Below are 24143 nucleotides of genomic sequence, written 5' to 3'. Positions count from 1 at the left end.
GCTTTTATAAAGAATATTGAATACACTTTCGAGTTCTATTGGGACTTAGGATATGGCAAAACTTCTATCGAGCACTTTTGATTAATGCATTTATTTTTTATATAATCGGGATGAACACAAGATGCAGAACAGACAGCAGTTGCACAATTATCACCTCGTCTGAAAGTTCCCTGGCAATAAGTTTCATTTATTCTAATCAAATCCTTTGCCAATGCAGTTTGCATATTTGAATTGATGCTTGGACCGCCACAGTTATAAGTGCAGCCAGAATAGCATCGTTCTCCCCAAGTCGGACTTCCGCCCGTGTAAGTTGTGCATTCTGAATCTGTCTTACAATCTTGGTATTTTGCTACTGCTGCATATATATAATCGGAAATGTATACTTTAGAATCACAAGTATTCGATTCTTGCAATTGTTTTTGTGCATTCTGCGATTGAACGGCTAATAAGGATAATGCTTGAATCTTTTTGGAATCTTCCCTTTGTGAGTTATCTTCGCAGAAATTGATTGAGATAAGAAAAAACAATAATAGCGTAATGCTCTTTTTCATAATAAATAGCCTGAATTAATATTGTAGATTTGAATCTTAAAAGCAATAATTTTATTTCGAATGGTAAGTAATTTAATAGTTTTTTTAGCTTCCTCAATTTAGCTTAGAATAAAGTTTTGCGTTGATTTTTGCATTGCAACTAATCTTGTAGTAAGAATTTGGCTGGGCAACTTACTTTTATGAAAAAGATTTTGAATCAAAAATTCCTTTCTATCGCAGTATTTATTTCCTGTATTCTAATAAATATTCTGCTCATTTTTTCTCTCGAGATATACAACAATACTCTGCATGAATCAGGAAATTGGGTTAGCCGCAAAGCAAACCTAGCGCGCACTGTTCCTGCATCGGCGTCTTATATGAACACGATGCCTGCGCTTTTTAAATTCAAATTGAATTTGTCCCAATGGCTTGGGTATCATAAATTAATTTTTACTCATGCGATAGACGCAAGCGAAGTTAGTTTCCAATATAGAATTGATAACGGACAATATTTTTCTTTTCTATTCAATTCCGATTTTGATGGAAATAAACTTTCAGGCATTCGAATCAGTAACAATAAATTGTATCCTTCAATTTTTTTTCACACGGAAAAAGATAAATTTATAGATCGTCATTTGATTTCAAATTTCACATCGGATACAAAGCCGCATAAGTTTAAAATCAAATTCGTTGCTGATAAAATGACTGTTTTTATCGATGATAAAGAAATTTTTACCTTCGAAGAGTCAGCGCTTCCTAAAAGTTTTATTGGGTTTAAAGCAGGATTTACAGATTTAAGATCTGATGTGGATGATTTAATCATTATTCAAAAAGACGGAAGTAAACTCGAAGACAGTTTTCTTAACTGGAAAATTGTTCCGAAGCTAACAATGCTTAGCCTTCTTTTTTCTTTTTTATATTTGGGATTGGGCTATTTAGTTATTCAGGCAATGTATAAAAGCTATGTTAAAAAAAATACACTTACAACAGACAGTTTGGAAATTGAATCAAAGGCAATCTATACTTTAAAATCAATTTTTTACTTAAACTTCAACATACTTCTAATATCCATCTTTCTCGCCTACGCTATGTATACCCGTGTTTCCAGAATGTATTTTACATGGACAAAAGTATATGAGGGTTACGTCGTTATGCCTTCAACGCATGATACCATTAATAAATTCCTGATTCCAAATGCGAATAATAAGAATAAGCCCCGCATCTGGTTTGTAGGCTCTTCTCAGACTTGGGGGGCAGGTGTTTACAAGGATGAGGATACTTTTGTTTCTCTTCTCGAAAAAGAAATTAAGAAAACTTTCAATTTAGATTTTATCAATGGTGGCATAGCTGGAACTAAGACAACTGATTATTTGCCGATCTATAAAGAGCATTTTAATTCAATCAAGCCAGATATAGCTCTAATCAATTTTTCTCATAACGATGACAATACAGAAAAATTCATTGAGAATCTCAGAGAATTTGTTAGATTTAATACAGAGCATAAAGTGCTTACCATTTTTTCGATAGAGCCTGTCGAAATAGAATTTCTCACGCCCAATAAAAACCAGGAGGCAATGCGAAATCTAGCAAAGGAATTAAATATTCCCATGATTGACATGCATACAAAAATGCTTCCTCGTTATGATGATGGATTTCTCTGGTGGGACAGAATTCATTTTACCAGTTTCGGGAATGTTCTATTTGCCAATGAAATGTTGGAGCCTCTTAAAAATATTTTGCGAACGCATAATTATGGTAACCCGTAGTTATTGAATTATCATTAAGCATTATTTGAATTTATGAATAGAGTTCTTGATCGCAAAAAATTGCATTGATTTCTAAATCAATTTTGGGCTAGTTGTAAGATTAATTATTGGAATGGAATATTAAGCCTACTATGAAAAAGAAATTTTTAATCTATGCCATAGGGATAACAGGAATTATTTCTAGTTCTCTTTGTGTTATGTCAGCAGTCATTTACAAGAATACTCTTCATAATTCTGGGAACTGGATAAATAAGAAAACACGAGTTTCGCGAGCAGTGGCAGGCGCTGCCTCTTTTATGAATACAATGCCCGCTCTTTCTAAGTTTAGATTGAATTTATCTAAATGGCAAGGGTATCATGAACTTGTATTCAACAAAGAATTGAGCCCCGAGGAAATTAGTTTTAAATATCGAATGGAGGATAAGCAGTATTTTGTGTTCTTTTTTAATTCTAGCAAAGATATTAATAAATCTTCCGGTATTCGCATTAGTAATAACGCATTCTACCCGTCGATTTTTTTTCACGCTGCAAATCATAAATTTATTGATAAATACCAATTCAACGATTTTAAATCAGATACAAATTTACACATTTTTAGAATTAAATTCCTATCTGAATCTTTTGTAATCTCAGTGGATGGGAAAGAAATTTTTACTTTCCAAGAGCCTACAATAAAGACAATGTATATTGGCTTTCGCGGTGGCTTAGCCGATATAAGATCAGATGTTGATGATTTAACAATCAAACAAAGAGATGGAAGCGAGATAAAAGAAACGTTTTTAAATTGGAATCTAGTCTATAAATTTTCTGCCTATGCAGTCGTATTTCTTTTAGTTTATTTAACTCTAACGTATAAGATTTTAAAAATTAAGTTCAAAGCAGATATCCTTCCCGTGTTAAAATATACTTTATATTTGAATTTTAATTTACTCCTCTTCGCTTTGTTTTTATTTATAGCTATGTATTCTCATATTTCAAAACTACATTCTATAACTTCAACGGTTTATCCTGATTATCCAGTGATTCCTTCAACAGAAGAAGTTAAGAAGGAAATCGTAACGCAGTATTCGAGCAATAAAAACAAGGCTAGAATCTGGTTTGTTGGTTCTTCTCAAACTTGGGGAGCGGGAGTCTATAGAGAAGAAGATACCTTTATCCAAAGGATAGAGAAGGCACTTCAAACTGCCAAGTTGAATATAGAATGTATAAATGGGGGCATATCCGGATTTTCCTCTGAATCTGCGCTTGATTTTTATAAAGAAAATTTTGATAAAATTAGACCGGATATTACAGTTATTAATTTATCACATAATGATGCTTTTTTTGGAATAGGTCCCGATAAATACATGGAAAATCTGAAAGCAATGATGGAACTGAATAGAAAGAACAAAGTGACTACAATTCTATCAGTAGAACCTGTTGAAATTCAATTTGAAATAGTAAAACCCTATCACCATGCAATGAAAGAATTCGCAAAAAAAGAGAACATTCCCTAATCGATATGCACAGCGAAATGGCATCCAAGTATGAGGAAGGGTTTTTATGGTGGGACAGAGTGCGTCTAACCAGTTACGGCAACTCTTTATTTGCCGAATCAATGATTCCAACTCTTAAAAAAATAATTTCACAAGAGAAGAAATGAAACAAATATCTATCAATTCAAAGAAATTTTCAATTAACCTCTACTCGGGCTGCATTATTCTAGTCGCAGCTTTCTTCCTTTTTTTATCTAGCTGTCGAGAAGTAGCAAAGCCTCAAGTAGAGACTAAAAATATTTTTCTTCCAACGGAAGCGCAAATCACACAAGTCCTTCAATCGAAAGAGGATTACAAGATGTTAGACGATCACGCCAAGTCAAGAGGGGAGACGAATGCAAAAGAATACCACGCTAAATTAGCGAGTGATATTTCAGATGAAGAATTGCAACCCTATTATAATAAATACAAACCAGCCGGAATGGAAAATCTTGGAGTAGAGGCAATCAGTCGAGAGAGAAAAAAAATTCTAGATCGATTGGTCTGGTATAAGATTGTCCAAGAAGTAAATTTAAAAGTAGAGATGAAAGAATTAGAATTTAAAAAAGTAGATTGGAAGAAAATTCCTTTTGATGAAGAGCCGACGATTGGAAATCAATTTGCAAAAATCACAGTGTTTGAATTTTCCGATTTCGAATGCCATTATTGCTCCAAATCGCAAGCTGATTCTATTGCCCTTCGAGAAAAATACGGAAAGAAAATCTTTTGGGTTTTCAAAGACTTCCCCTTACAAGAAATTCATGAAGATGCCTTTCAGGCTCATATCTCAGCCAATTGTGTATTGGAAGTTCAACCCGAAAAATATTGGTCGCATTTCAAAACTCTTTTTGATAACTACAAAAGTCTGCAAAAGGATAATTTAGTTTCTTTTATCCAGGACAATGGAATCGACGAAAAAAGATGGAAAGCATGCATGAAAGACCCAGAATTACAAAAGCAAATCATTTCCGAAATTCAAGAAGACTTAAAAGAAGGCAAGAAAATGGGAATCAAAGGAACTCCAACTTTTATCATTAACGGAAAATTAATAGTAGGCGCTCGTGGCTTTGATTTCTTTGACTCCATAATCGAAAAGGAATTAAAAGCGGCAAAGTAATATTTTGCGCTTGTGAAACTCATGTATAGATTATTTATTCTCATAATTTTATTTTCCTTCTCCGTTTTTGCTGGCGAAGTGCGAGTTTTGACCTGGAATATTCAGAACCTGGGATCCTGTAAAATGCTCGGAGAGAAATGTTCTTCGAATAAATCGGAAGAAATGTATACTTTAATTCAAGTAGAATTCAGTCGTATTTTAAAAGGGTATGATCTTATTTTCATTCAAGAAGTTTCTACTTCAGCGAGTGTTTCGAAGGACGATATTAATGCATTTGTAAATTCTTTGCAATCTGGCTATAAATGGAAGGTCTCTAAAAATGTAGGGGATACTTCCGGTAATTCGGAACGATTTCTTGTCTTGTATAATCCAGTAAAACTGACCTTTGAATCAGAGGCTTATATTGAACAGGATTGTATTAGCCGTAGTCCTTACATCATTAAATTCAAAGAGACTCCTATTTACTTTGTAACTACTCATATCAAAGCAAAGAAGAGAGCAATTGTTCCTGAACTTTCCTGCATTGAATCGGGGCTAATTGACGTTTACCCTAAATGGGTAGTCCTCGGAGACATGAACGCAGATTGCAACTACTTTCCAAAATATAGAGGACAAGTTTCTCGCACTGTATTTAAAGAGGCTAAATGGTATGTCAATAGAGGAATGGATACAACCGTTGCAAAGACAAATTGTGCCTATGACAGAATTATATCAGATAAAACAACGGTAGGACGGAATGTAAATATAATTCGTCCCATCTCGACTAATCCGGATTTGCCTGAAAAGCGGGTAAGTGATCATTATCCGGTAGAAATTATTTTGGAGTATTAAATCTATGAGTCTATTCAGTCCTTTCTATTTTAATTACCCTTCCATTTCTACGCTAGAAAATTTCTTTTTATTTTTAGCAAGCTCTCTATTTTTATTTTTGATTCCGAACAAATCACAGGCAACTAAGTATCTTTTCCTTTGCACTTTTTCTGGAATGTTTGTTGGACTTGGATATGTTCTAACGCAGGGGTATTATGCAGAGAATCCGATTGCAAGGATGATGACACTCTTTGCTATACCATTTCATTTTCTTTCTTATTCACAATTTATTTTGCATTTTCCAAGATTGGAAAAACCTAAGCTCGCAAAGTTTTTACTAATTTTCCAAATCATAATCGCAGCCTTTTTGATTTTTCGTTTATTCTATCTATCCTACAACCAAAATATGATTTTTGATTTTGATGGAGAAAGTTTTGAATACGACATCTTTGATTTTTTAAAAATCTACAGTCTAGTTACATTTTCCTTTATCGTATTGACTATAATTTTAGGAATTTGGAGAATATTTTCTTTAGAAGGAAAAGATAGATATTACCAGTCTCTAATATTCCTAGGAATATTCGTTGCTATTTTAATTCCTGGAATCGCAAATATACTTTCAAAATTAGGAGTTGTAACAAGAGGAGTGTATCTAGTCACAGTCAGTCTTTCGACTAACACAGGTGTATTTATTTTAATCGTTGCCTTTATCAACCGAACTCCAGATCGAACTACTTTTATGGCGAAGATACTCGCTGTTTGCTTCTTAGTATTTATCATTGTATATAATTTTTTAGCTTACTTTGCATTGAGAGAGCGTGAAAATTCCTATCATACTTTGAAGACACAGGATATGGAACTTGCGCTACTCAAGCCAGAAGCTGTAAAAGATTTAAAGTATGTTGTGTCCTATCATCTAGACAAAGAAGATTTTCAATTTTTTAATACAGATGAAAAAAACTCACTAAACGAATTCCACAAAGTGGACTTAATGAAAGCTTTGTATTTAAAAAAATTAAAGACAATGCCTGCTGATAAGGGAGAACTCAGCCAGTATTGGGATTTATTTTTCAACTCTAACAATGCCTATGAAAAATCTTTTCTACTTCCCTTTCATCAGTATCTTTTGAAAAGAAATTCTGATGAACTAACAAATAGTAACCTCTCGATTGTCTTAGAAGAAGAAAGGAAAAAGCTTTTCAAAATTCACAATGACTTAAAACTCATCCCAGTCAAAAAGATAAAAGAGCAGCTTCCAAAATTCTTAGAAAAGCTGAATCCCGAATTTATTCCATTCAAAGAGGCTATTCTTAATTATTCTCAAGCCAATGCGAATAAAGACGAGTATCTATTTAAGGAGGGAGTCTTACAATTTGTAAAGCCGTATCCAGTCGATGCACAAAAACTGATGCGAGAAGATTTAAAATCAAAGCAACATTATATTGCATTTATTCGATTTGATGAAAAGAATCTAATTCTATCAGAAATCGGGTTTAGCTATCATTTTTATCGTGAATACATGGACAGAGAAGCAAGAGTGTTTGTTTATCTATTATTCTTTGCGCTTGGCTTAATATTTCTGGGCACTCCTATTTTTCTTTCCAGAGCCTTGGTAATGCCACTAGAGCGACTTTTATTTGGTTTGAGAAAAGTAGAGCGCGGACATTTAGATGTCGAAGTTACAGTTGGAGTCCATGACGAAATTGGTTTTTTGACGACATCGTTTAACAAAATGGTTGCTTCGATTAAAGACGGCAAACAGAAATTAGACGACTATTCCAATCATCTAGAAGAAAAAGTAGAAGAGAGAACAAGAGACCTTTTACTTTCAAAAAATGAAATCGAAAAACTAAAAGTCCAACAGGACGGAGATTATTTTCTTACTACACTCATCATTGAGCCTCTCGCGTCTAACGTTAATGGAGACAGTTCCGTTCAGATACAAAGTTTTACAAAGCAAAAAAAGGAATTTGAATTCAAAAAGAAAATTCACGAAATTGGTGGAGACATTTGCATTTCCGAAACAATTAATCTAAAAGGAAAAATATTTACAGCATTTCTAAATGGAGATGCAATGGGGAAATCCATTCAGGGAGCAGGCGGGGCACTTGCGTTAGGCGTCGTCTTCAAATCCATTCTGTCTAGAAACAAAATTCTTTCTGGCGAAGAAAATATTTTTCCGGAGAGATGGTTAAAGCAATCCTATCAAGAGTTGCAAAGTATATTTGAATCCTTTGACGGTTCAATGATGGCTTCTGTTATCCTTGGACTTGTAGACAACGAGCGCGGATTTATTTATTATATAAATGCCGAGCATCCTTTTTGTGCTCTCTATCGAGATAAAAAAGCATCCTTCCTAGAAGAAGAATTGAACATTCATAAAATTGGGATGCTCTTTCCTGATCGATTCGGAGATTTTAGAATTAAAACTTTTCAATTGCACAAAGGTGATATTATTCTAATGGGTTCAGATGGAAAAGATGATTTAAAAATCGGAATAGATAATGAGGGAAACCGAATTATCAATGAAGACGAAAATCTTTTTTTGAAAACTGTCGAAGAGGCAGATGCTGATTTGGCGCAAATCTATTCCATTACCGAAAGCAAGGGAGAACTGACAGATGATTTTAGTCTAATGCGAATTGAATATAATGGATATTCACCGACCGAAGAAGAATACGAATATTCTCCATTAAAATTAGCGTTAAATCATTACAACCAAGAAGAATTCCAAGAAGCATGGAAAGAGTTAGAAAAAATGGAAGATTCCTATACGGGGAAAACATATCTGCGGCTAAAGGCAAATATTCTGTATAAACAAGGAGACTTTCAAAGAGCTGCAGAGGCTTATTCTACGCTATTAAATGTATATCCAGGTGAATCCATGTTCTTGTTAGCGGCTGCGAAGAGTGTTAAGCTAAGTAGCCAACTCGAATTAGCCGCAGACTATTCAGAAAGATTGAAATTAAGAGAGCCTATGAATCTAAATAACCTGATTCTACTGATTGAAATTTACATTGAGTTAAAAATGTATGCGAGAGCCAAAAAGATATTGGACAATGCATTGTATTTAGACAGTGCCAATGCGAAACTTTCTGAAATGAAAAAACGATTTGAGAAATATTAATTCAAAACGCTGATAAATTCTCTTTGACAATTCCATAGCAATAGAATTTTTTATTAGAATGGAAAAGTTCGAAGACTCATTTAAATTTAAATCCTGGCGAGATGTGCTACTAAAGCACAAAATCAAAATCAACTCCGTTAAAGAATTACATACAGTAAACAAACCCAACGGGGAAATGCTTTTTACTCTGGTGCATATCGATGCAGTTGATCCTGACAATCACAAACTACTACCCGTTGTTTTAATTCGTGGACATTTTGTAGCGGTAGTGACTTGCCTCATCGAAAAAGAAACTGGCAACAAATACTTTTTATTAGTCAAGCAAAGACGTGTGGCTAACGGCGATATATTCTACGAACACCCAGCCGGTATGTGCGATAGCGAGCCTGACCCCTGGAAAGTTGCAGTCAAAGAAGTAGAAGAAGAAACCGGACTAAAAATTACAAGGGATAATCTCCGTTTGCTTCACGCTGAGCCTCTTTATAGCTCTGCCGGTCTACTCGATGAAGCGGGATATTTCTTTGCCTGTGAAATTCCCCTTTCCCGCGAAGAGATTGATACTTACCGTGATAAGTCCGCAGGTGCAGCCGATGAAAATGAAGTCATCATCACTCATGTCTGCACACTCTCGGAGGTATTCAGTCTTATCCGCAACACCAACGGTCTTCTCGCAACCTATTTGTATTTGGAAGATGTAAAGGGGAGTGTTGCTTAAGAAAAAAAGAATTCCCCTGAATTCTAGATACTGAGTCAGAGAGAACTATCTTTAAGTTTCTTTGAGGATATAGAGACATTACTCTCTGAAAAAGAATCCTGCTTTTGACTGGTCTGCGAAGAGTAGGCAAGACTAGCCTAATGAAACTTAGCATTCAGCATCTTCTGGAAAAAGGAATTAAACCTAAAAATATTTTCTATATCAGTATGGATGATTATGTTTTCAAGAATAGCACAATCCATGAAATAGTTGCACTCTATCGCAAAATTCAGAAAGTAAAAGCAGATGAAAAAGTTTATCTTTTTTTTGATGAGGTTGCATACAAGAACGACTACGATATTCAATTGAAGAATTTATTTGATAAAGAAAATGCTAAGATAGTGGCAACCTCTTCTTCGAGTTCTTTACTTAGAGATAAGAAGGCTTATCTCACTGGTAGAGCGACTATCGTTGAAATTCAACCTCTGGACTTTTTTGAGTATCTAGATTTTAAAAACATTACTGTAAAAAAAAGAGACTCCGCACTTCTAGATTCTTACTTCAAAGATTATATAAAAATTGGCGGGCTACCGGAGAATATTTTATTTCCAGAAAGACAGTATCTTATGGGGCTCTTGGATGATATTATTCAGAAAGACATTACAGCTTTTCATGGACTAAAAAATGGCGATCTGTTAAGAGATTATTTTTTACTTCTAATGGAGAGAAGTGGTAAGCAAGTCAGCATTAATAAAATAGCCAATATTTTAAAAATTTCTCCTGATACTTCGAAACGTTATCTGGCATACTTTGAAGATACTTATTTAATTCATCTAGTCAGCAGATGGGGCAAGACTAATGAAAAAATTTTGACTCCTAAAAAAATCTATTCCTGTGATTTAGGAATAAAATTTTTATTTCATGGGGACAGGGACATGGGCAGTTATTTTGAGAATTATGTATATTTACTTCTCCGAAAAAAAAAGAAACTGTATTACCTGCTCAGTGAGGAAGTTGAGTTAGATTTTTTTACACAGGATAAAATTTTAGTAGAAGCGAAGTATGATACAAAGCTAAATGCAAAACAAGAAAAACTCTTTAAAGAATTTAAAGCCAATAAAAAATTTCTCATAGATTCCATTTTGAAAACTTTAGAATTAAAAGAAATATAAAGGCTTTGAGTATGAGGGGTTTTGTAAAACAAGATTTTCTCACAGAGCACTAAGAAAAGAGTCAATAGAATCAATACTCTCTGGGAACTCTGTGCTCTCTGTGAGAGATGTTTTCTTAGCGTCTTTGCGTGACCTCTTATTTATATGACATTGCCAGCCTAACTTTCTCTAACACCTTTGTAGTAATATCATCATTATGCGCGTGAGAGAAAAATCCTACTTCGTAACCAGAAGGAGCCAAATAGACTCCTTCTTTTAAAAGAGAATGGAATAGTTTGGCAAAGCCTTCTTTGTGACCGGAAGGAATTTCGTCTATCGTTCGAATAGGGGACTCTGTCTTTTGATGAGCCCAAAATATTGAGGTAAATGTGGATATATCCCAATTTGCATTTCCTTTTTCGTTTAGGATAGATTTTAGTTCATCGGTAAATTTTTTGGTTCGTGCGGTGAGGCTTTCGTAGAGGTTGTCTCGCTTCATCTTTTTTAGAACAGCAAGTCCTGCTCTCATACCGATTGGGTTGCCGCTTAACGTTCCTGCTTGGTAGACAGGTCCTGCTGGCGCGACTAAGTCCATTAGTTCTTTGCTGCCTGCATAAGCTCCAACGGGAAATCCTCCACCGATGATTTTTCCGTAAGTTACTAAGTCGGGTTTGAAGTCAAAGTATTCGCCCATTCCTTTCATCCCAACTCTAAATCCAGAAATCACTTCATCGAATAATACAAGTGTGCCGTGAGACTTGGCAATCTTACAGATTTTTTCGATGTATTCTTTTCTTTGTATGAGTAAACCGTAATTAGCCGGCAGAGGCTCTATGATAAGACAGGAAATAGATTTGCCATGCTCTGCGAATAATTTCTCTACAGCGACTTCATCGTTGAGCGGCAAAACAAGCGTATCCTGTAGTTGGTGTTTTCCGATACCCGCAGAGTCTGAGCTTGCTTCACCGGCAAGTCCTGAGCCTGATTTTACGAGTAGGGCATCTGAGTGACCGTGGTAGCATCCATCAAACTTTAAAATCTTATCTCTGCCTGTAGCCGCTCTTGCAACCCGAAGTGCTGACATCACTGCTTCTGTTCCGGAAGAAACGAAACGAATTTTTTCTACCCAGGGAATTTCATTTACGATAAACTCAGCAAGCTCAAGCGAATAAGGCTCGCAAGCTCCGAATGTCCAAGCAAGTCCGATTGTTTCTCTGACTACTTCTTCGATTTCGGGATCTCTATGTCCGAGGATTAAGGGACCGAAGCTTAGACAAAAGTCCACATACTCCTTGTTATCCGTATCATAAAGGTAAGCACCTTCTGCTCTTTTAAAAAATACAGGATTTCCACCTACGCTTCTAAATGATCTCACAGGAGAATGGACTCCTCCTGGAGCTACTTTCTTTGCTCGTTCAAATAATTCTTCTTGTGTCATTGTTTTCTCCTTGCGAATGCACCAGCACGAATCCGTGCTGGACTGGATGCGTGCGCCTAACGGCGGGTTTGCTACCACAGGTCATTGTGCATCCTTATTATAAGTTATTACTTTTAGTTTTTCTTTTGATAGATGAATGGTTGCGATGCTGCCTGCTGGGAATGGATAGATTCTTTCGGGTAACGCATCGATAGAAATGCCACCGTTCATTTCAGAGATAATCTGACATTTTTCTGCAACTGTGAAGTCGATTAGTTTAAAATGCTTTCTGGCTTTGCGACTTAGCTCTCTTGCATATACTCTAAAGAAATAAGCCGACTTTGAAAAGCTGCCTTGTCCATCTTCTTCATTCTTACAGGAGGCATACCAACCGGTTGACCCGGCACCGGTATATAAGAGTAAGCCGGAACTTTTTTGTTCTTCTTTTTTGTCTTCGTGTAAAACTATGTATCGACTTGTCATATCTGGATTTGCATTTCGAATGGAAATTTCACTCACTGCATTGACGGTATTAATTTTTCTTCCATCTGGATATTCAATCTCGACCGAGATTAGAGACCATTCTTCTACCTTCGTATTTTCCCAATTTCTGCTGACTGTTTCTTTCATTGAAATTGGATTAAAAGAAAGTAGGGCACCAAAAGATGTCTGAACATCTGAATTGCATCCGATGATTTTATTGTGTTTGCAATGGTGCGCAACGTAAGTAAAATGATTGTCCCCTCCAAGAGCTACAATGCATCCATACTGAGTCAAATCGAGTGTATCCAATTCATCTCTAAAAATAAATTTCCCTTCTGGGAAAACTTCTTGTTTTAAAATTTCTCTACTTTCCAATTGCCTTAAATGAGAGTTGTAAATTTTATCATAACTATCATTTTGAATCAGGCAAATTTTCTTGTAAAAATCTAAATTTTGATAAGTGTTTATATCCAATTCGTATTTAGTTTTTTTCATGACAATTAATGCTTGATTCATAATAATTATGTGTTAGAATCGGCTGAGTTTTGCCAATAATAATATTGTAAAATATTTTTTAATCGCATTTAACAGAAAAGAGGGGTTTTTAATGGAAACAGTAGCAAATGAAAATATAGAAGACCTTAAGAAAAAACTTAGCAAATTAGAATTTGAAAATACCAACCTAAAAGATGAGTTACTTGCAGTCCAAAACTCCCTTTATTTACAACACACCATCGCCAAACTCAATTATTCAGTCGTTTTAAATCGAGAAGAAATTAAAGCCAAAGAATTAACAGCCGGAATCAACGAAAAGCAAGGCTCCTTATTCGAAATCAAAAATCAAATCAGAAAATATGCTCCCATTCTAGGTCTTGACCCAGATGGAATCCGTATCATCGTCACAGAGGCAATTCAAAACATTATCGAGCATGGCTACGGTCCTTACGCTGAAATCGCTCTGGAATTAAACAACCTTGCTCCAAATCCTTATTTTAAGATTTCCTTCAAACATGAAATGGAGCCCGGAAAAGCCTATACATTAGCACAGATTGAAGAGAATGCAAAAAAAGGAGATATTACCTCCGAGGCATTTGATTGGGAGAACCCACGCGGTCGTGGCGAATTTATGATGAAAGAAATTGCGGATGAAAGACAAATCATCAACGGTGTCGAATACGATGAGACAGGTCGAAAAATCCATTACTTCAAACGAATCCTTATTAATTACAAAAATCCAAAAGGTGAAAGAGTTGAGACTTCCTTCGATGAAATCCGAGAAGAAATTGATCGCTTAGACAAAGACGAAGTGGTTTGTTACTTTCATATTGACCATAAGAAAAGTGAACTTGATTCCATTACAGTGATTACAAGTTCCGAGACAGACAACTCGGTAAAACAAATTATGGACGAAGCAGGATTTCAACTAACGCATAAAGACAATTATTCAAAGACTTCTTTTTGCACTTACAAACCAAATCGAGTTGTATCGATAGAAGAAATCAAACAGCTATTTGCCAGTATTCGAAAAACTGTGACGGCAGAAATGCAACACAAGCTTTCAAATTAGTTCGGTATTTATTGAATATTTCCTCACAAGAATCATTTCGTCCTTGTTTTTATTGGTTAAAAACAGACGAAATGCTAAAAAAACCAAAAAAATAAGGCTTTTTTAAATAATTTATCAAAGTTTTCATTCACTAGCCGATTGTATTAGCAAAACAGAGATTAATAAAGTCTCAATACAATAGTTTATGAGGACAAAAGAATATGGCTGCAACTGCTAAAGCAACACCGATAAAAAAATCCCAGATCATTCAGGAACTCTCGCAGAGTTTAGAAATTTCTAAAAAAGATGTAAATGCTTTCTTAGATTCATTCGTTGATCTAGCTTACAAAGAAACCAAAAAGAATGGAGCATTCATCATTCCAGGCGTTGGTAAATTAATCCTAAAAAAGACAAAGAAAAGAAAAGGAAGAAATCCAGCAACTGGTCAAGAAATCGAAATCCCTGCAAAAACTGTTGTAAAATTTTCTCTCTTCAAAGCTTGTAAAGAAGCAATCGTCCCAACCAAAAAGTAGTCCGATCCATTGGCATTATACCCATTCAAACCGCTCGAAGACCATTTCTTTGGAGCATTAATTGCAGATGTGTGGAAAGCAAGCGGTGGGGATATTGACAAATTAAATCGCGCCATTCATTCTCGTCTAGTCGGTGATCTACAGCATTATACTTGCACTCCTAAAGGAGACAAGATAGTGCTGATGAATATCTATCCGAGTCAATTCAGGAAATACATAGAAAACAGTCAGCCGGAAAAACTCTACGCTGAGTTCGAAAAACTGATTACTTCTAAAATTCCAGATACGATTGCTAGACTCGACGTTGCAATGGACTTACTCGAATGGCTTTTCACAGGATTCCCCGAAAAGGAATTCTTAGCTCAAAATCTACTAATCCTCTTAACCAACAAACAAATTTCGTTTAAAGAAGAATTTTGGTTGAAATTAAAAGAGGAGTATTATAATCCTTCTCACCTTAGTTAATGTTAGCTAAGCATTTCTGGAGAGAAGAAAGATAATGCCAACACCACAGTCTGAACAAATTCAAATTTTAAATCAAATAACCAAGATGATTGACGATAGAGTTACAAAGTATAAGAAAGAAATGAAAACAATGCCGACAAGTCGATTCTACACTGAAAAAAAACTCATTCTAGATACAATTGACAATGCGATTAAGCTTGCAGAGTCGATAAAGCCGCCACCACCTGGAATCAAAGCTGCCATAGCTGATTTCAAGAAGGTGTCAAAGGATATATCAGGGATACGCGCATCATAGTTTTAGTTCTTGGTTCATCAGGGCTAATTGGCTCTAGTCTCTTACAGTTGCTTCTGGAAGATTCATCTATTCAGGGGGTAACAATATTTGTCCGCAAAGAATTAAATCTAAAAAATCCAAAGTTAAAACAAGTAATTGTAGACTTTGATAAATTAGATTCTTATGCAGAGCATTTCAAAGTAGACCAAGTGTTTTGTTGCCTTGGCACTACCATTAAGACTGCTGGCTCACAAGAAGCATTTTTAAAAGTTGATTATACCTATGTAATCGAATCCGCACGCATCGCAAAGTCACAAGGCACACCCGCTTTCTCTGTCGTAAGTGCCATGGGGGCTAATAGCAAATCTGGTATCTTCTACAATCGAGTGAAAGGAGATATGGAAGAAGCATTACAAAAGATTGGATTTTCTTCTTTACTCATTTTCCGTCCTTCTCTTCTACTCGGAGAACGAAAAGAAGTTCGAACTGGAGAAGTAATAGGTGCCGCCATTTCTAATATGTTCTCTTTTCTATTCGTAAGTGGATTAAAGAAATACAAACCAATCCAAGGCAGCCTCGTCGCCAAATCCATGTTAGACCACGCTAAGTCACGAAAGACTGGCTTTCAAATAATCGAATCAGATGAAATGAATACTTAAGCACTTTGCTTTTTGTCTTTAAAAATGAAATTCCCGAAAAAATTTAAGAATTCAGGAGATAAATTTGAAATATATTTTAGCAATCATAGTAATTCTTTTTTCTTTCTATTGTAAGAAAGCGGAACAAAGTCAACAGGATATTACATACGCAGTGGCACTTTTTGCAATGGACAAAATCCAAATTGGACCTAAAGAATTTAAAACGAATAGTATTTTGAAAGCAAATGAGGAATTGATTTTCGAACCAAAATCTATCTGTGATTTGCAAGTCGGCAAAGAAGAATTCGTTTTTAGAATCAAGGGAAGAGCAAAGTTCAAGTTAGAACATCTTGTAAGACCAAATTCTAAAAGGGAGTGGAAAATTCACCTTACAGAAGGAAAGTTTTTTGCCAACGTGCCTAGACCCATCAAAGACAGTGAATCATTTGAAACGCTAACTCCCACTGCCATTGTCGGTGTGCGAGGAACTCATTTTGTTGTAGAAGTAGAAAAAGAGGGCGACTCCAAAATTTCAGTCACTGAGGGGAAAACCGTTGTTAGCTTTCCAAAATCTGTTTTTTCGAAACAAGAAATTGCGGACAAGCTCGCAAAGTTTAGCGACAAAGCAGAAATCGTTTTAGAAAAAGGAAATGCAATTCCTATTAACAAGTCTTTAATCGAAAAAATCGAATCCGCTCCACTCGATACAGAAGAAAATGTTCTATCGCTTTTTCAAGAAATCAAAAACAAATTCGTAATTGTTTTGAAACCAGAAGAAATCACTTCTCTCGAAAATGAATTTCAAGAATTAAGTCCTTTGCCACAGACCTCATTTATCGACGAACCTACTTTGCAAAAAGCAGTTACGCAAAGGATTGAACAAAAAATTCCAGAACTATTAAATCAAATGGCAAAAGTTTTACAGAAAAAGAAAGGGACTATTACTTTGACTACTGGAGAAGAAATCAAAGGAATCATCGAGCAAAAGGGGGAAACTTATATTGTCGAAACACCTTTCGAAACCAAGCAATTTAATGCATCTCAGGTAATGGAATTAGACTATAACTAATCTAAGAAGGTAAAGATTTGAAAAAACTTATTTTCTTTTTATGTGGAATAATTGAATTATCCGCTCATACAATTATTTTCAAAGATTTGAAAGTTGTGTATGGAATTGTGTCATCGCAAGACGGTAACTATATTTACATGATGTCGGAAACGGGCAAAAAACAAATTCGAAAAGATCTTGTGGGAAAGATTATTATTCAAGATGTAAAAGATGATGCAGTTCTGAAAAAATTCTTGAAGAAGGTAAGGGAAACTTATCCTAATTATGTGGCTCCTTCACGTTCAGAGCCTATTGCTTCTAAGACAATTGAAGATGTCGAATACGAAAGTGCGAAGATTTTAATTTCGGAGATTGAAGAAGAAGAAAAAATCCAAGCTCTTAGGGAGAAAAGTAGAAGTGCTATGACCAATAGTTTTCTATTTCCTGGTTGGGGGCAATCGACGTTAGGCAATCCTAAATTGGGAATTTTTTATGCTTCTACTTTTTTACTTCTAACGGGAGCATCGATTGCTCAGGAAGTAGTGGCGGAAAATGCACACAGTCGATACAAGGACATTGTCTCGGAAGGAAAACAATTTGCATATTTTTACAATCGAGACTTAGTTACGTCTAAAAGTGCCGAATACTTTCTTTTCAACTATTTACGGGAGACAAATTCCTATTCGGATTTTGAGGAGAAAGCGAGAATTCGAAACCAATATATAGCAGGCGCTGTGGGTATATATTTGCTTAACCTAATTCACACCTACTATGAAGTAAGGTCGATTCGAAAAGAAAAGCAGGGAAATATGATAGTTGGATTTTCTATATTTCCTGCGAGACGACTTCCTGAAATGCCAGGAAGTTCTATTCCAGTAGATGCTTATTTTTCTATTCAATTTAGGTGGTAGCACTATATGAAAACCCAAAGAATCCTTGTTTTAGTATTATTTCTCGCGCAGTGCATGATTTCGCCTATCGACAATATGGATAGTAGAACGATAGGCGGAGCACTGTATCGACTGCTTCCTTTTTTGCTTCCTAAGAAGTCGACGACTCCACCGTCAGTGATTGCGACTAACGCAATAGTGGGGGAAGAAAAGTTCTCAATCAATCGGAAAGTATATGCGATTTTCAATAAAGAGATAAAGCTAAATAATGATTCTGCTTTGGAAATTTACTCAGGCAGAAATAAAATTTTGGGTAAGGTGAGTGTTGAGAAAAATACAATTAAGTTCACTCCTGATTCTTTGTTTCCCAAAGATGTAAAACTAACGGCTACAATTTACAAGAATGGAATTGTAGATTCGGCTTCGAATTCGATGGAGACTGATTTTAGCTTTAGTTTTGAAACGGGCAGTCAGTCTGATTTAACTCTTCCACTCGTCGCGTCTGTTTCACCGCTAAAAGGTGCACGCTCAGTGGGAACCAATACTGAAATAGCGATAGAGTTTTCCGAGAATATGGAACCCTCCACACTTACTAGCGAGAATCTAGAACTCTATGAAGGCACGGAAAAACTTGCGGTTACTCTCAGTTATGCGGGAAATATTATTTCTGTTAAGCCGAGTAGAACGTTAGCCGCATCTACTAGTTACATACTAAATGTGAAAAAAGCAGTTCAGGACTCTGCGGGAAATTCAATGAGCTCTGACTTTACTTCAACGTTTACTACCGGAGGAGGAACAGATACTACGCCTCCCACGGTTTCTGCCATATTTCCGACGAATGCTTCTACCGATATTCCAACGACTCAGAGAGGAATTATTCTGATTTTCTCAGAGGTTCTATATCCACTAAGTATTACGAAAAATTCTATTTCCATAAAAAACTCTTTGTTGGAAACAGTGTCTGGTTCTTTTAGTCGTTTTTCCAATACAATCGTATTTTATCCTTCCGCCAATTTGGAGGCTAATCTGACTTATACCATCAAAGTAAATAATGAAATCAAAGACTTGGCTGGGAATTTTTTGGTTCAAGAGTATACATCTACGTTCAGCACCGTTTCTTACCTGTCCCCAGACTCCACACCACCGCCGACTTTTACTATGAGTTCAATTTCTTCCAATGTCACAAGCGGGCAAACGGGCGTAAACCCCTCCGCAAATATCAGCCTGAATTTTCCCGAAGCAATAGATTCATCGAGTGTAAATGGGAGTAGTATTACGTTAGTCGACAGTGCCGGAAATGTTATAACTGGAGCATTTACCTTTACCAATGACAACCTAAGTGTAGTCTTTGACCCAAGTGTAGATCTTTCTCCCAATACAACCTACACCATAAGTGTTCTTGCGGGAATCAAAACACTTTCAGGAAAAAGACTTTCCTCGACGTTTACTCTTTCTTTTACCACAGGTGCGGCAAACCTTACGACAGGCGGCACTGTATCATCTGCTTCTTATCCCTGGGGGACATTTTCGGATATGGGCAATGGAACCATTCGTTTCGTAGGAGTCGCAGGTGTTTTTGGTGGACAAACATATGCAGGTGATACTCTCTATTTTGCGAAGTGTAGTATGAATCAAAATTGGGATTCAGTAAATAATACCTGCACGGGATCAGTGGGACAAGCTAGATATTGTTCTGCAACGAATAATTCTTGCAATGACTTAACGACTATGCAACTAAATGGAACAGGAACTAGTCAGGCGTGGGATTACTGTAATTCGCTTAATCTAGCGGGGAGATTATGGAGAGTTCCAACTAAGAATGAGTTAAAATTAACTATCTTATGTAGTAATCCAACAATCCTCTCGTCGGATAATGGCTCTTCTTGTGGAAGTTCTCCTGCAATAAACACAACCCTTTTTCCAAATACGGCGACGGCGAACTGTAGGTATTGGACAGCTACTGCATCTAGCACTACGGACGCGTGGTTCATAAATTACTGCACTGGTGTTGCAATATCCAACAACAATAAGGATGCTTTCAATTATATTCGTTGTGTGTCAACCGGCCTCTAGTCCTCGTTATGCGCTTAAGGCTGAATATATTCCGGCAAATACCATTTCATACCAAGTCGTCCTTGTAATTCGGGACGTAAGAGTCCGTCTAGATCAAATACAGCTTGTTGTTGAATGGGAAGTCGGATTAAACCTTCAAACATAAGAGACTTGGTATTGAGTGTGAAACCAGAAGAAACAAATTGAGACTTGAGAGAGGTTCTATTGAATTCTAACTTTTTAGGAATGGCGCGATCATCTGCGTATTGTGTGCTAGAAAGTTGTAAGACCATGTTTAGTTTGTAATTAGGATTCAAGCGAAATAGGTTGTCCGAAAGCTTATAAGAAAAATTCAAATTAGAAACAAGAGACTCGAATACAGCATGTCCTGCATCATTGCCTGCCATACGAAACGAAAGGTCTAAATTAAGACCCATGTTCTTTTTTAGATAAACAAATACAACGCCAGAGGAAGTATTCGCCATAGCAGAATTGGTCTGCCAGAGATTGGGCATTCTGGAATTGGTGTCTCTTTCATAATGAGCATTATCCGTAATGATACTGGTTCGATACGAAGCAATCTCTGTGTTCTCGGATGGTTTTAATACAACCCTTCCAGCATTTGTATTGGACTGACCCAAAAAACTAAACTGATTGCTAGGTAAAAAAAGTTCAGGCTTGAAGGGAATGGGAGTGGTCTGTCCGGGAGCTAGACTTGCTTCGAATGGATAATTGAAGGGAATGATGATAGCTTGGGAATAATTGGAACCACTTTCGAAATTATGAGAGATTGTCCAAGCTGATTGGTCTGCTGACTCATATTTTTTCTGCGGTTGTTTCGCAAGATTTTCAGAAAATAGCTCGGTTAGGATGAAAAGAGAGAAAATCGCAAGTATTTTGATTTGAATTGATTTCATCCGCGCGTGTTTGTCCTGTAGACTTAGTACATTGAATAACTAGCGATATTTTTCTATAGACGCATTAAAAAGGCAATTGATTTTTTATAAAAACTTATTTAAATGAAGAAAAACATTTTACATGCAGAATTCAGAAAAATAAATAAGAAATACCTATGAATACTAAAGTTGATAAATTTGGCGAATGCACTGTCCCTAATCCCGCTGGCTACGAATTTTACACAAAAGAAAATTCTGTCGTTTTGTACCAAACCACTTTCGAGAATCCAGAAAGCATACATCCTACAATTGGCGATAACCCAATTTACTTTGAGCAATCAGGACCGCGCGAAAAGATTTTTTTTAACCCATCCAAAGTTACGGCAGGTATTGTTACCTGTGGAGGACTCTGTCCGGGGTTAAATGATGTTATCCGTGGACTTGTCATGGAGCTTCATTATAGATACCATGTGCCGAGAATATTAGGATTCAAATATGGTTTCGAAGGTCTCGTAAAGAAATACGGTCACAAACCAATCGAATTAAAACCAGACATGGTTTCTAATATTGCAAGAGACGGAGGATCGATGTTAGCCTCTTCTCGTGGAAGTCAAGATATAGGGGAAATGGTAGACTTTCTTGGACTGCACGGAGTCAATATTTTGTTTTGCATTGGTGGTGACGGAACACTGCGTGCCGCAAATGCAATCTATGAAGAAGTCAAAAAAAGAGGCGATAAGATTTCTGTCATAGGAATTCCTAAGACGATTGACAATGATATTAATTTAATTCACAAAACATTCGGATTCTCAACTGCCTTTTCAGAAGCAATGACTGCAATCTCCTGTGCTCACGTAGAAGCTAAAGGCGCACCAAATGGAATTGGTCTTGTAAAACTAATGGGAAGACATTCTGGATTCATCACGGTAAATGCGGCGTTAGCCTCTAAAGATGTAAACTTTGTTTTGATTCCGGAACAAGACTTTGATTTAGAAGGCAAGGGAGCATTTCTTCCTACACTCAAAGAAAGGATACTCCACCGTAACCACGCAGTCATCTTAGTGGCAGAGGGAGCAGGTCAAAGATTCTTCGAAAATAGCTCAGAAACAGATCCATCCGGCAACAAAAAATTAGCCGACATAGGAATCTTTCTAAAGAATGAAATTTCTAAGTATTTTAAGAAAGAAGATATCCCAATCAATTTAAAATACATTGATCCAAGTTATATCATTCGAAGTGTGCCGGCTAACGCTGAAGATTCTGTATTCTGTAACTTCCTAGCTCAAAATGCAGTCCATGCCGGTATGGCTGGTAGAACGGGAATGGTAGTTGGAATTTGGAACAATGTTTTTACAAATATCCCAATTACACTTGCCGTAGCAGAGCGAAAAGTATTGATTCCAGAAAGAAGCTCTCTTTGGAGATCAGTCATCGCTTCCACCGGTCAACCAAACTCAATGAAAGTGAAGTAAAAATTCTCCACAACAAAGTTGTATTTACCCAAGGGCGTGGATTCACCCACGCACTTGGGTAAGATGCGAGGTAAGCAATGAACTGAGTTTTATTTTGAGTATAAAATGAATTGATTTTATTACTCGCTGCTAGAAAATAATACTATGTTAGCAGAAGAACAAATTTCAAAGGAGAGACTAAATGATATTATCCTTAGAATTACCCGATTCTTTGCCTGATGGACTTCATATATCAAAAGCGGAATTTGAAAAAGAAGCTAAGATGGCTTTATTATTAAAGTTATATGAATTAAAAAGAATTTCATCCGGAGTTGCATCAAAAGTTTTAGGAATTTCGAGAGTAGAGTTTTTATTCCTATTAAAACAATACAAAATTCCAGTGATTGATCTCGAAGCAGGAGAATTAAAACAGGATATGCTAAATGCCTAATAGCATAGTAATAAATACCACTCCCATTCTCACTATGATTGCTGGATGTGGAAATTTAGATATTCTCCAAAAGCTCTACTCAAACATAATCATTCCACTAGTCTGCATAGATGAAACAGAAGGAAGGAGATTTGCGCGAATCGAAAAATTAACCCGAACAGGCTCGCTTGGAATTTTATTAAAAGCAAGAAAAAATAAATTTCTGAATATTCCATTAAAAGAAATAATTCCCAAAATCATAGACAATGGAATCTGGTTGGGTCAACAGGTGATCCAAGAAGCATTGGAAGAAGATGAATTGATTATTGAAACATGAACGTTGTTTTATGAAATGCAATCTATGCGAACAGGAAATTAAAAATTACGATTCTAATTTTCATCATTTGATCATTGATGAAAACCATGATGTCAACATTTGTTCTGATTGTATTAAGAAATTTGAAAAATGGCGTGGTAGTGTTTATGCTACTCTTTTTCCTACAACTACTTTGAAAAAGAAATTTGGAAAGCAAACTTTGAATCAGAAATCAAACCTATTGGTTTAGATTTTTTTATTATTTAAAATTGGAATGAATCCTTTGCAAATTGAAGCATTAGCCCCAAAAGTTAGTATAAAATGAATTGACTTTCAAAGATAATATTACAGAAATTAAGCGAGGAGAAATTTATTATGCCAGCAAAATTGAATATAGGTATAAATCAAATTGTAGAGTTAATATTACAATTGCCAAGCGAAGAAAAAAAGGCTCTTTTTATCGAATTGAAAAAGTTTTCTGAATTCAAATTTCTTTTAAATGAGTTCTTGCAAATTGGTGAAAATTTGAATATTACTAATGAAGATATAACAGTGGAGGTAGAAAATTTTAGAAAGGAACAGTTTGCTTGAAGGTTGTAATTGATTCAAACCTTTTTATTAGCTCTCTCTTTGGAAAGGTCACTTCAAAATTAGTTCAAGACATTGTCCTTAAAAAATTTGAACTAGTCACTTCACAAAAACAGATTCAAGAAATTTGCGGAGTTCTGAGGAGACCTAAATTTCAAAATAAAATATCAGAAAAACAGATAAATGAACTTGAACAAATTATAATTAAGCATGGAATAATTGTTGATACACCGGGAATTATTTTTGATTGCAGAGACCCGAAAGATAATTTTATTTTAGAAATGGCAGTAAATGGAAAGGCAAACATAATAGTAACTGGCGATAGCGACTTATTAGAGTTAAATCCATATAGGGAAATAAAAATTATTAAATTCTCTGAATTTATAATGTAAGAGAATTTTGTCATC

The 24143-nt window shown here is 35.8% G+C and carries 24 protein-coding genes and 1 pseudogene; 21 read left to right on the top strand and 4 right to left on the bottom strand.

Features of this window, described 5'->3' with window-relative positions; translation table 11 throughout:
* Window positions 1-35: 35 nt before the first annotated feature.
* Entirely contained in the window at window positions 36-551 is a 516-nt protein-coding gene (locus IPH52_05805; GenBank protein MBK7054556.1) for a hypothetical protein, read from the bottom strand.
* Between the two features lie 179 nt (window positions 552-730).
* Here IPH52_05805 and IPH52_05800 point away from each other — a divergent pair, with 179 nt between their 5' ends.
* From IPH52_05800 to IPH52_05770, 7 genes and pseudogenes are all read left to right on the top strand, one after another.
* Window positions 731-2296 carry an SGNH/GDSL hydrolase family protein gene (locus IPH52_05800; GenBank protein MBK7054555.1) on the top strand — a complete coding sequence of 522 codons (1566 nt, stop codon included), beginning with the start codon at window positions 731-733 and terminating at the stop codon, window positions 2294-2296.
* Between the two features lie 131 nt (window positions 2297-2427).
* Window positions 2428-3792, top strand: coding sequence for an SGNH/GDSL hydrolase family protein (locus tag IPH52_05795; GenBank protein ID MBK7054554.1), 1365 nt, complete (start codon window positions 2428-2430; stop codon window positions 3790-3792).
* Window positions 3793-3934: 142 nt separating this feature from the next.
* Window positions 3935-4927, top strand: coding sequence for a thioredoxin domain-containing protein (locus IPH52_05790; protein ID MBK7054553.1), 993 nt, complete (start codon window positions 3935-3937; stop codon window positions 4925-4927).
* Between the two features lie 21 nt (window positions 4928-4948).
* A complete protein-coding gene (locus IPH52_05785; GenBank protein MBK7054552.1) occupies window positions 4949-5758 on the top strand; it encodes a hypothetical protein in 810 nt (269 codons plus the stop codon).
* A 4-nt stretch (window positions 5759-5762) separates the two neighbouring features.
* Window positions 5763-8864 carry a SpoIIE family protein phosphatase gene (locus tag IPH52_05780; GenBank protein ID MBK7054551.1) on the top strand — a complete coding sequence of 1034 codons (3102 nt, stop codon included), beginning with the start codon at window positions 5763-5765 and terminating at the stop codon, window positions 8862-8864.
* A 58-nt stretch (window positions 8865-8922) separates the two neighbouring features.
* On the top strand, window positions 8923-9579 hold the full coding sequence (locus IPH52_05775) for an NUDIX hydrolase (protein MBK7054550.1): 657 nt from the start codon (window positions 8923-8925) through the stop codon (window positions 9577-9579).
* A gap of 89 nt (window positions 9580-9668) precedes the next feature.
* A pseudogene (locus IPH52_05770) lies at window positions 9669-10730 on the top strand (ATP-binding protein).
* 136 nt (window positions 10731-10866) lie between these two features.
* On the opposite strand, the gene IPH52_05765 reads toward IPH52_05770, so the two are convergent.
* Together IPH52_05765 and IPH52_05760 are read right to left on the bottom strand one after the other, a co-directional pair.
* Complete coding sequence (locus tag IPH52_05765; protein ID MBK7054549.1) at window positions 10867-12147, bottom strand: glutamate-1-semialdehyde 2,1-aminomutase; 1281 nt, start codon at window positions 12145-12147, stop codon at window positions 10867-10869.
* 81 nt (window positions 12148-12228) lie between these two features.
* Window positions 12229-13125, bottom strand: a complete 897-nt coding sequence (locus IPH52_05760) for an NAD+ kinase (protein MBK7054548.1) — start codon at window positions 13123-13125, stop codon at window positions 12229-12231.
* Window positions 13126-13240: 115 nt separating this feature from the next.
* Between IPH52_05760 and IPH52_05755 the strand changes: the two genes are divergently transcribed.
* The 8 genes from IPH52_05755 (at window position 13241) to IPH52_05720 (ending at window position 20076) form a co-directional block, all read left to right on the top strand.
* Window positions 13241-14176, top strand: a complete 936-nt coding sequence (locus tag IPH52_05755; GenBank protein MBK7054547.1) for an ATP-binding protein — start codon at window positions 13241-13243, stop codon at window positions 14174-14176.
* 200 nt (window positions 14177-14376) lie between these two features.
* Window positions 14377-14688, top strand: coding sequence for an HU family DNA-binding protein (locus tag IPH52_05750; GenBank protein MBK7054546.1), 312 nt, complete (start codon window positions 14377-14379; stop codon window positions 14686-14688).
* Between the two features lie 9 nt (window positions 14689-14697).
* Window positions 14698-15153, top strand: coding sequence for a hypothetical protein (locus IPH52_05745; GenBank protein ID MBK7054545.1), 456 nt, complete (start codon window positions 14698-14700; stop codon window positions 15151-15153).
* Between the two features lie 34 nt (window positions 15154-15187).
* Window positions 15188-15448, top strand: a complete 261-nt coding sequence (locus IPH52_05740) for a hypothetical protein (GenBank protein MBK7054544.1) — start codon at window positions 15188-15190, stop codon at window positions 15446-15448.
* The gene (locus IPH52_05735; GenBank protein ID MBK7054543.1) at window positions 15442-16086 is read left to right on the top strand and encodes an oxidoreductase; all 645 of its coding nucleotides are present in this window, start codon (window positions 15442-15444) and stop codon (window positions 16084-16086) included. The genes IPH52_05740 and IPH52_05735 overlap by 7 nt, the downstream gene beginning before the upstream one ends.
* A 64-nt stretch (window positions 16087-16150) precedes the next feature.
* A complete protein-coding gene (locus tag IPH52_05730; GenBank protein ID MBK7054542.1) occupies window positions 16151-17134 on the top strand; it encodes a FecR domain-containing protein in 984 nt (327 codons plus the stop codon).
* A gap of 17 nt (window positions 17135-17151) precedes the next feature.
* Window positions 17152-18024 (top strand): hypothetical protein, encoded by an 873-nt coding sequence (locus IPH52_05725; protein MBK7054541.1) that lies wholly within the window; start codon window positions 17152-17154, stop codon window positions 18022-18024.
* Between the two features lie 6 nt (window positions 18025-18030).
* Window positions 18031-20076: an Ig-like domain-containing protein gene (locus tag IPH52_05720; protein ID MBK7054540.1), complete on the top strand. Its 2046-nt coding sequence runs from the start codon at window positions 18031-18033 to the stop codon at window positions 20074-20076.
* A gap of 14 nt (window positions 20077-20090) precedes the next feature.
* Here the strand turns inward: IPH52_05720 and IPH52_05715 are convergent, their stop codons facing one another.
* The gene (locus IPH52_05715) at window positions 20091-20972 is read right to left on the bottom strand and encodes a hypothetical protein (protein ID MBK7054539.1); all 882 of its coding nucleotides are present in this window, start codon (window positions 20970-20972) and stop codon (window positions 20091-20093) included.
* 155 nt (window positions 20973-21127) lie between these two features.
* On the opposite strand from IPH52_05715, the gene IPH52_05710 reads away from it, so the two are divergent.
* The 6 genes from IPH52_05710 to IPH52_05685 all read left to right on the top strand — a co-directional run bounded on the left by IPH52_05710 (window position 21128) and on the right by IPH52_05685 (window position 24128).
* Window positions 21128-22423, top strand: a complete 1296-nt coding sequence (locus IPH52_05710; protein ID MBK7054538.1) for an ATP-dependent 6-phosphofructokinase — start codon at window positions 21128-21130, stop codon at window positions 22421-22423.
* 181 nt (window positions 22424-22604) lie between these two features.
* Entirely contained in the window at window positions 22605-22853 is a 249-nt protein-coding gene (locus tag IPH52_05705) for a UPF0175 family protein (protein MBK7054537.1), read from the top strand.
* Entirely contained in the window at window positions 22846-23169 is a 324-nt protein-coding gene (locus IPH52_05700; protein MBK7054536.1) for a DUF3368 domain-containing protein, read from the top strand. Before IPH52_05705 ends, IPH52_05700 begins: the two co-directional genes overlap by 8 nt.
* A complete protein-coding gene (locus IPH52_05695) occupies window positions 23159-23398 on the top strand; it encodes a hypothetical protein (GenBank protein ID MBK7054535.1) in 240 nt (79 codons plus the stop codon). The genes IPH52_05700 and IPH52_05695 overlap by 11 nt, the downstream gene beginning before the upstream one ends.
* A gap of 125 nt (window positions 23399-23523) precedes the next feature.
* On the top strand, window positions 23524-23739 hold the full coding sequence (locus IPH52_05690; GenBank protein ID MBK7054534.1) for a hypothetical protein: 216 nt from the start codon (window positions 23524-23526) through the stop codon (window positions 23737-23739).
* Window positions 23736-24128 (top strand): putative toxin-antitoxin system toxin component, PIN family, encoded by a 393-nt coding sequence (locus tag IPH52_05685; protein MBK7054533.1) that lies wholly within the window; start codon window positions 23736-23738, stop codon window positions 24126-24128. Before IPH52_05690 ends, IPH52_05685 begins: the two co-directional genes overlap by 4 nt.
* Window positions 24129-24143: the final 15 nt, after the last annotated feature.

The organism is Leptospiraceae bacterium, assembly GCA_016708435.1.
GTDB lineage: Bacteria > Spirochaetota > Leptospiria > Leptospirales > Leptospiraceae > UBA2033.
This window is presented reverse-complemented; position numbering and strand designations above follow the sequence as displayed.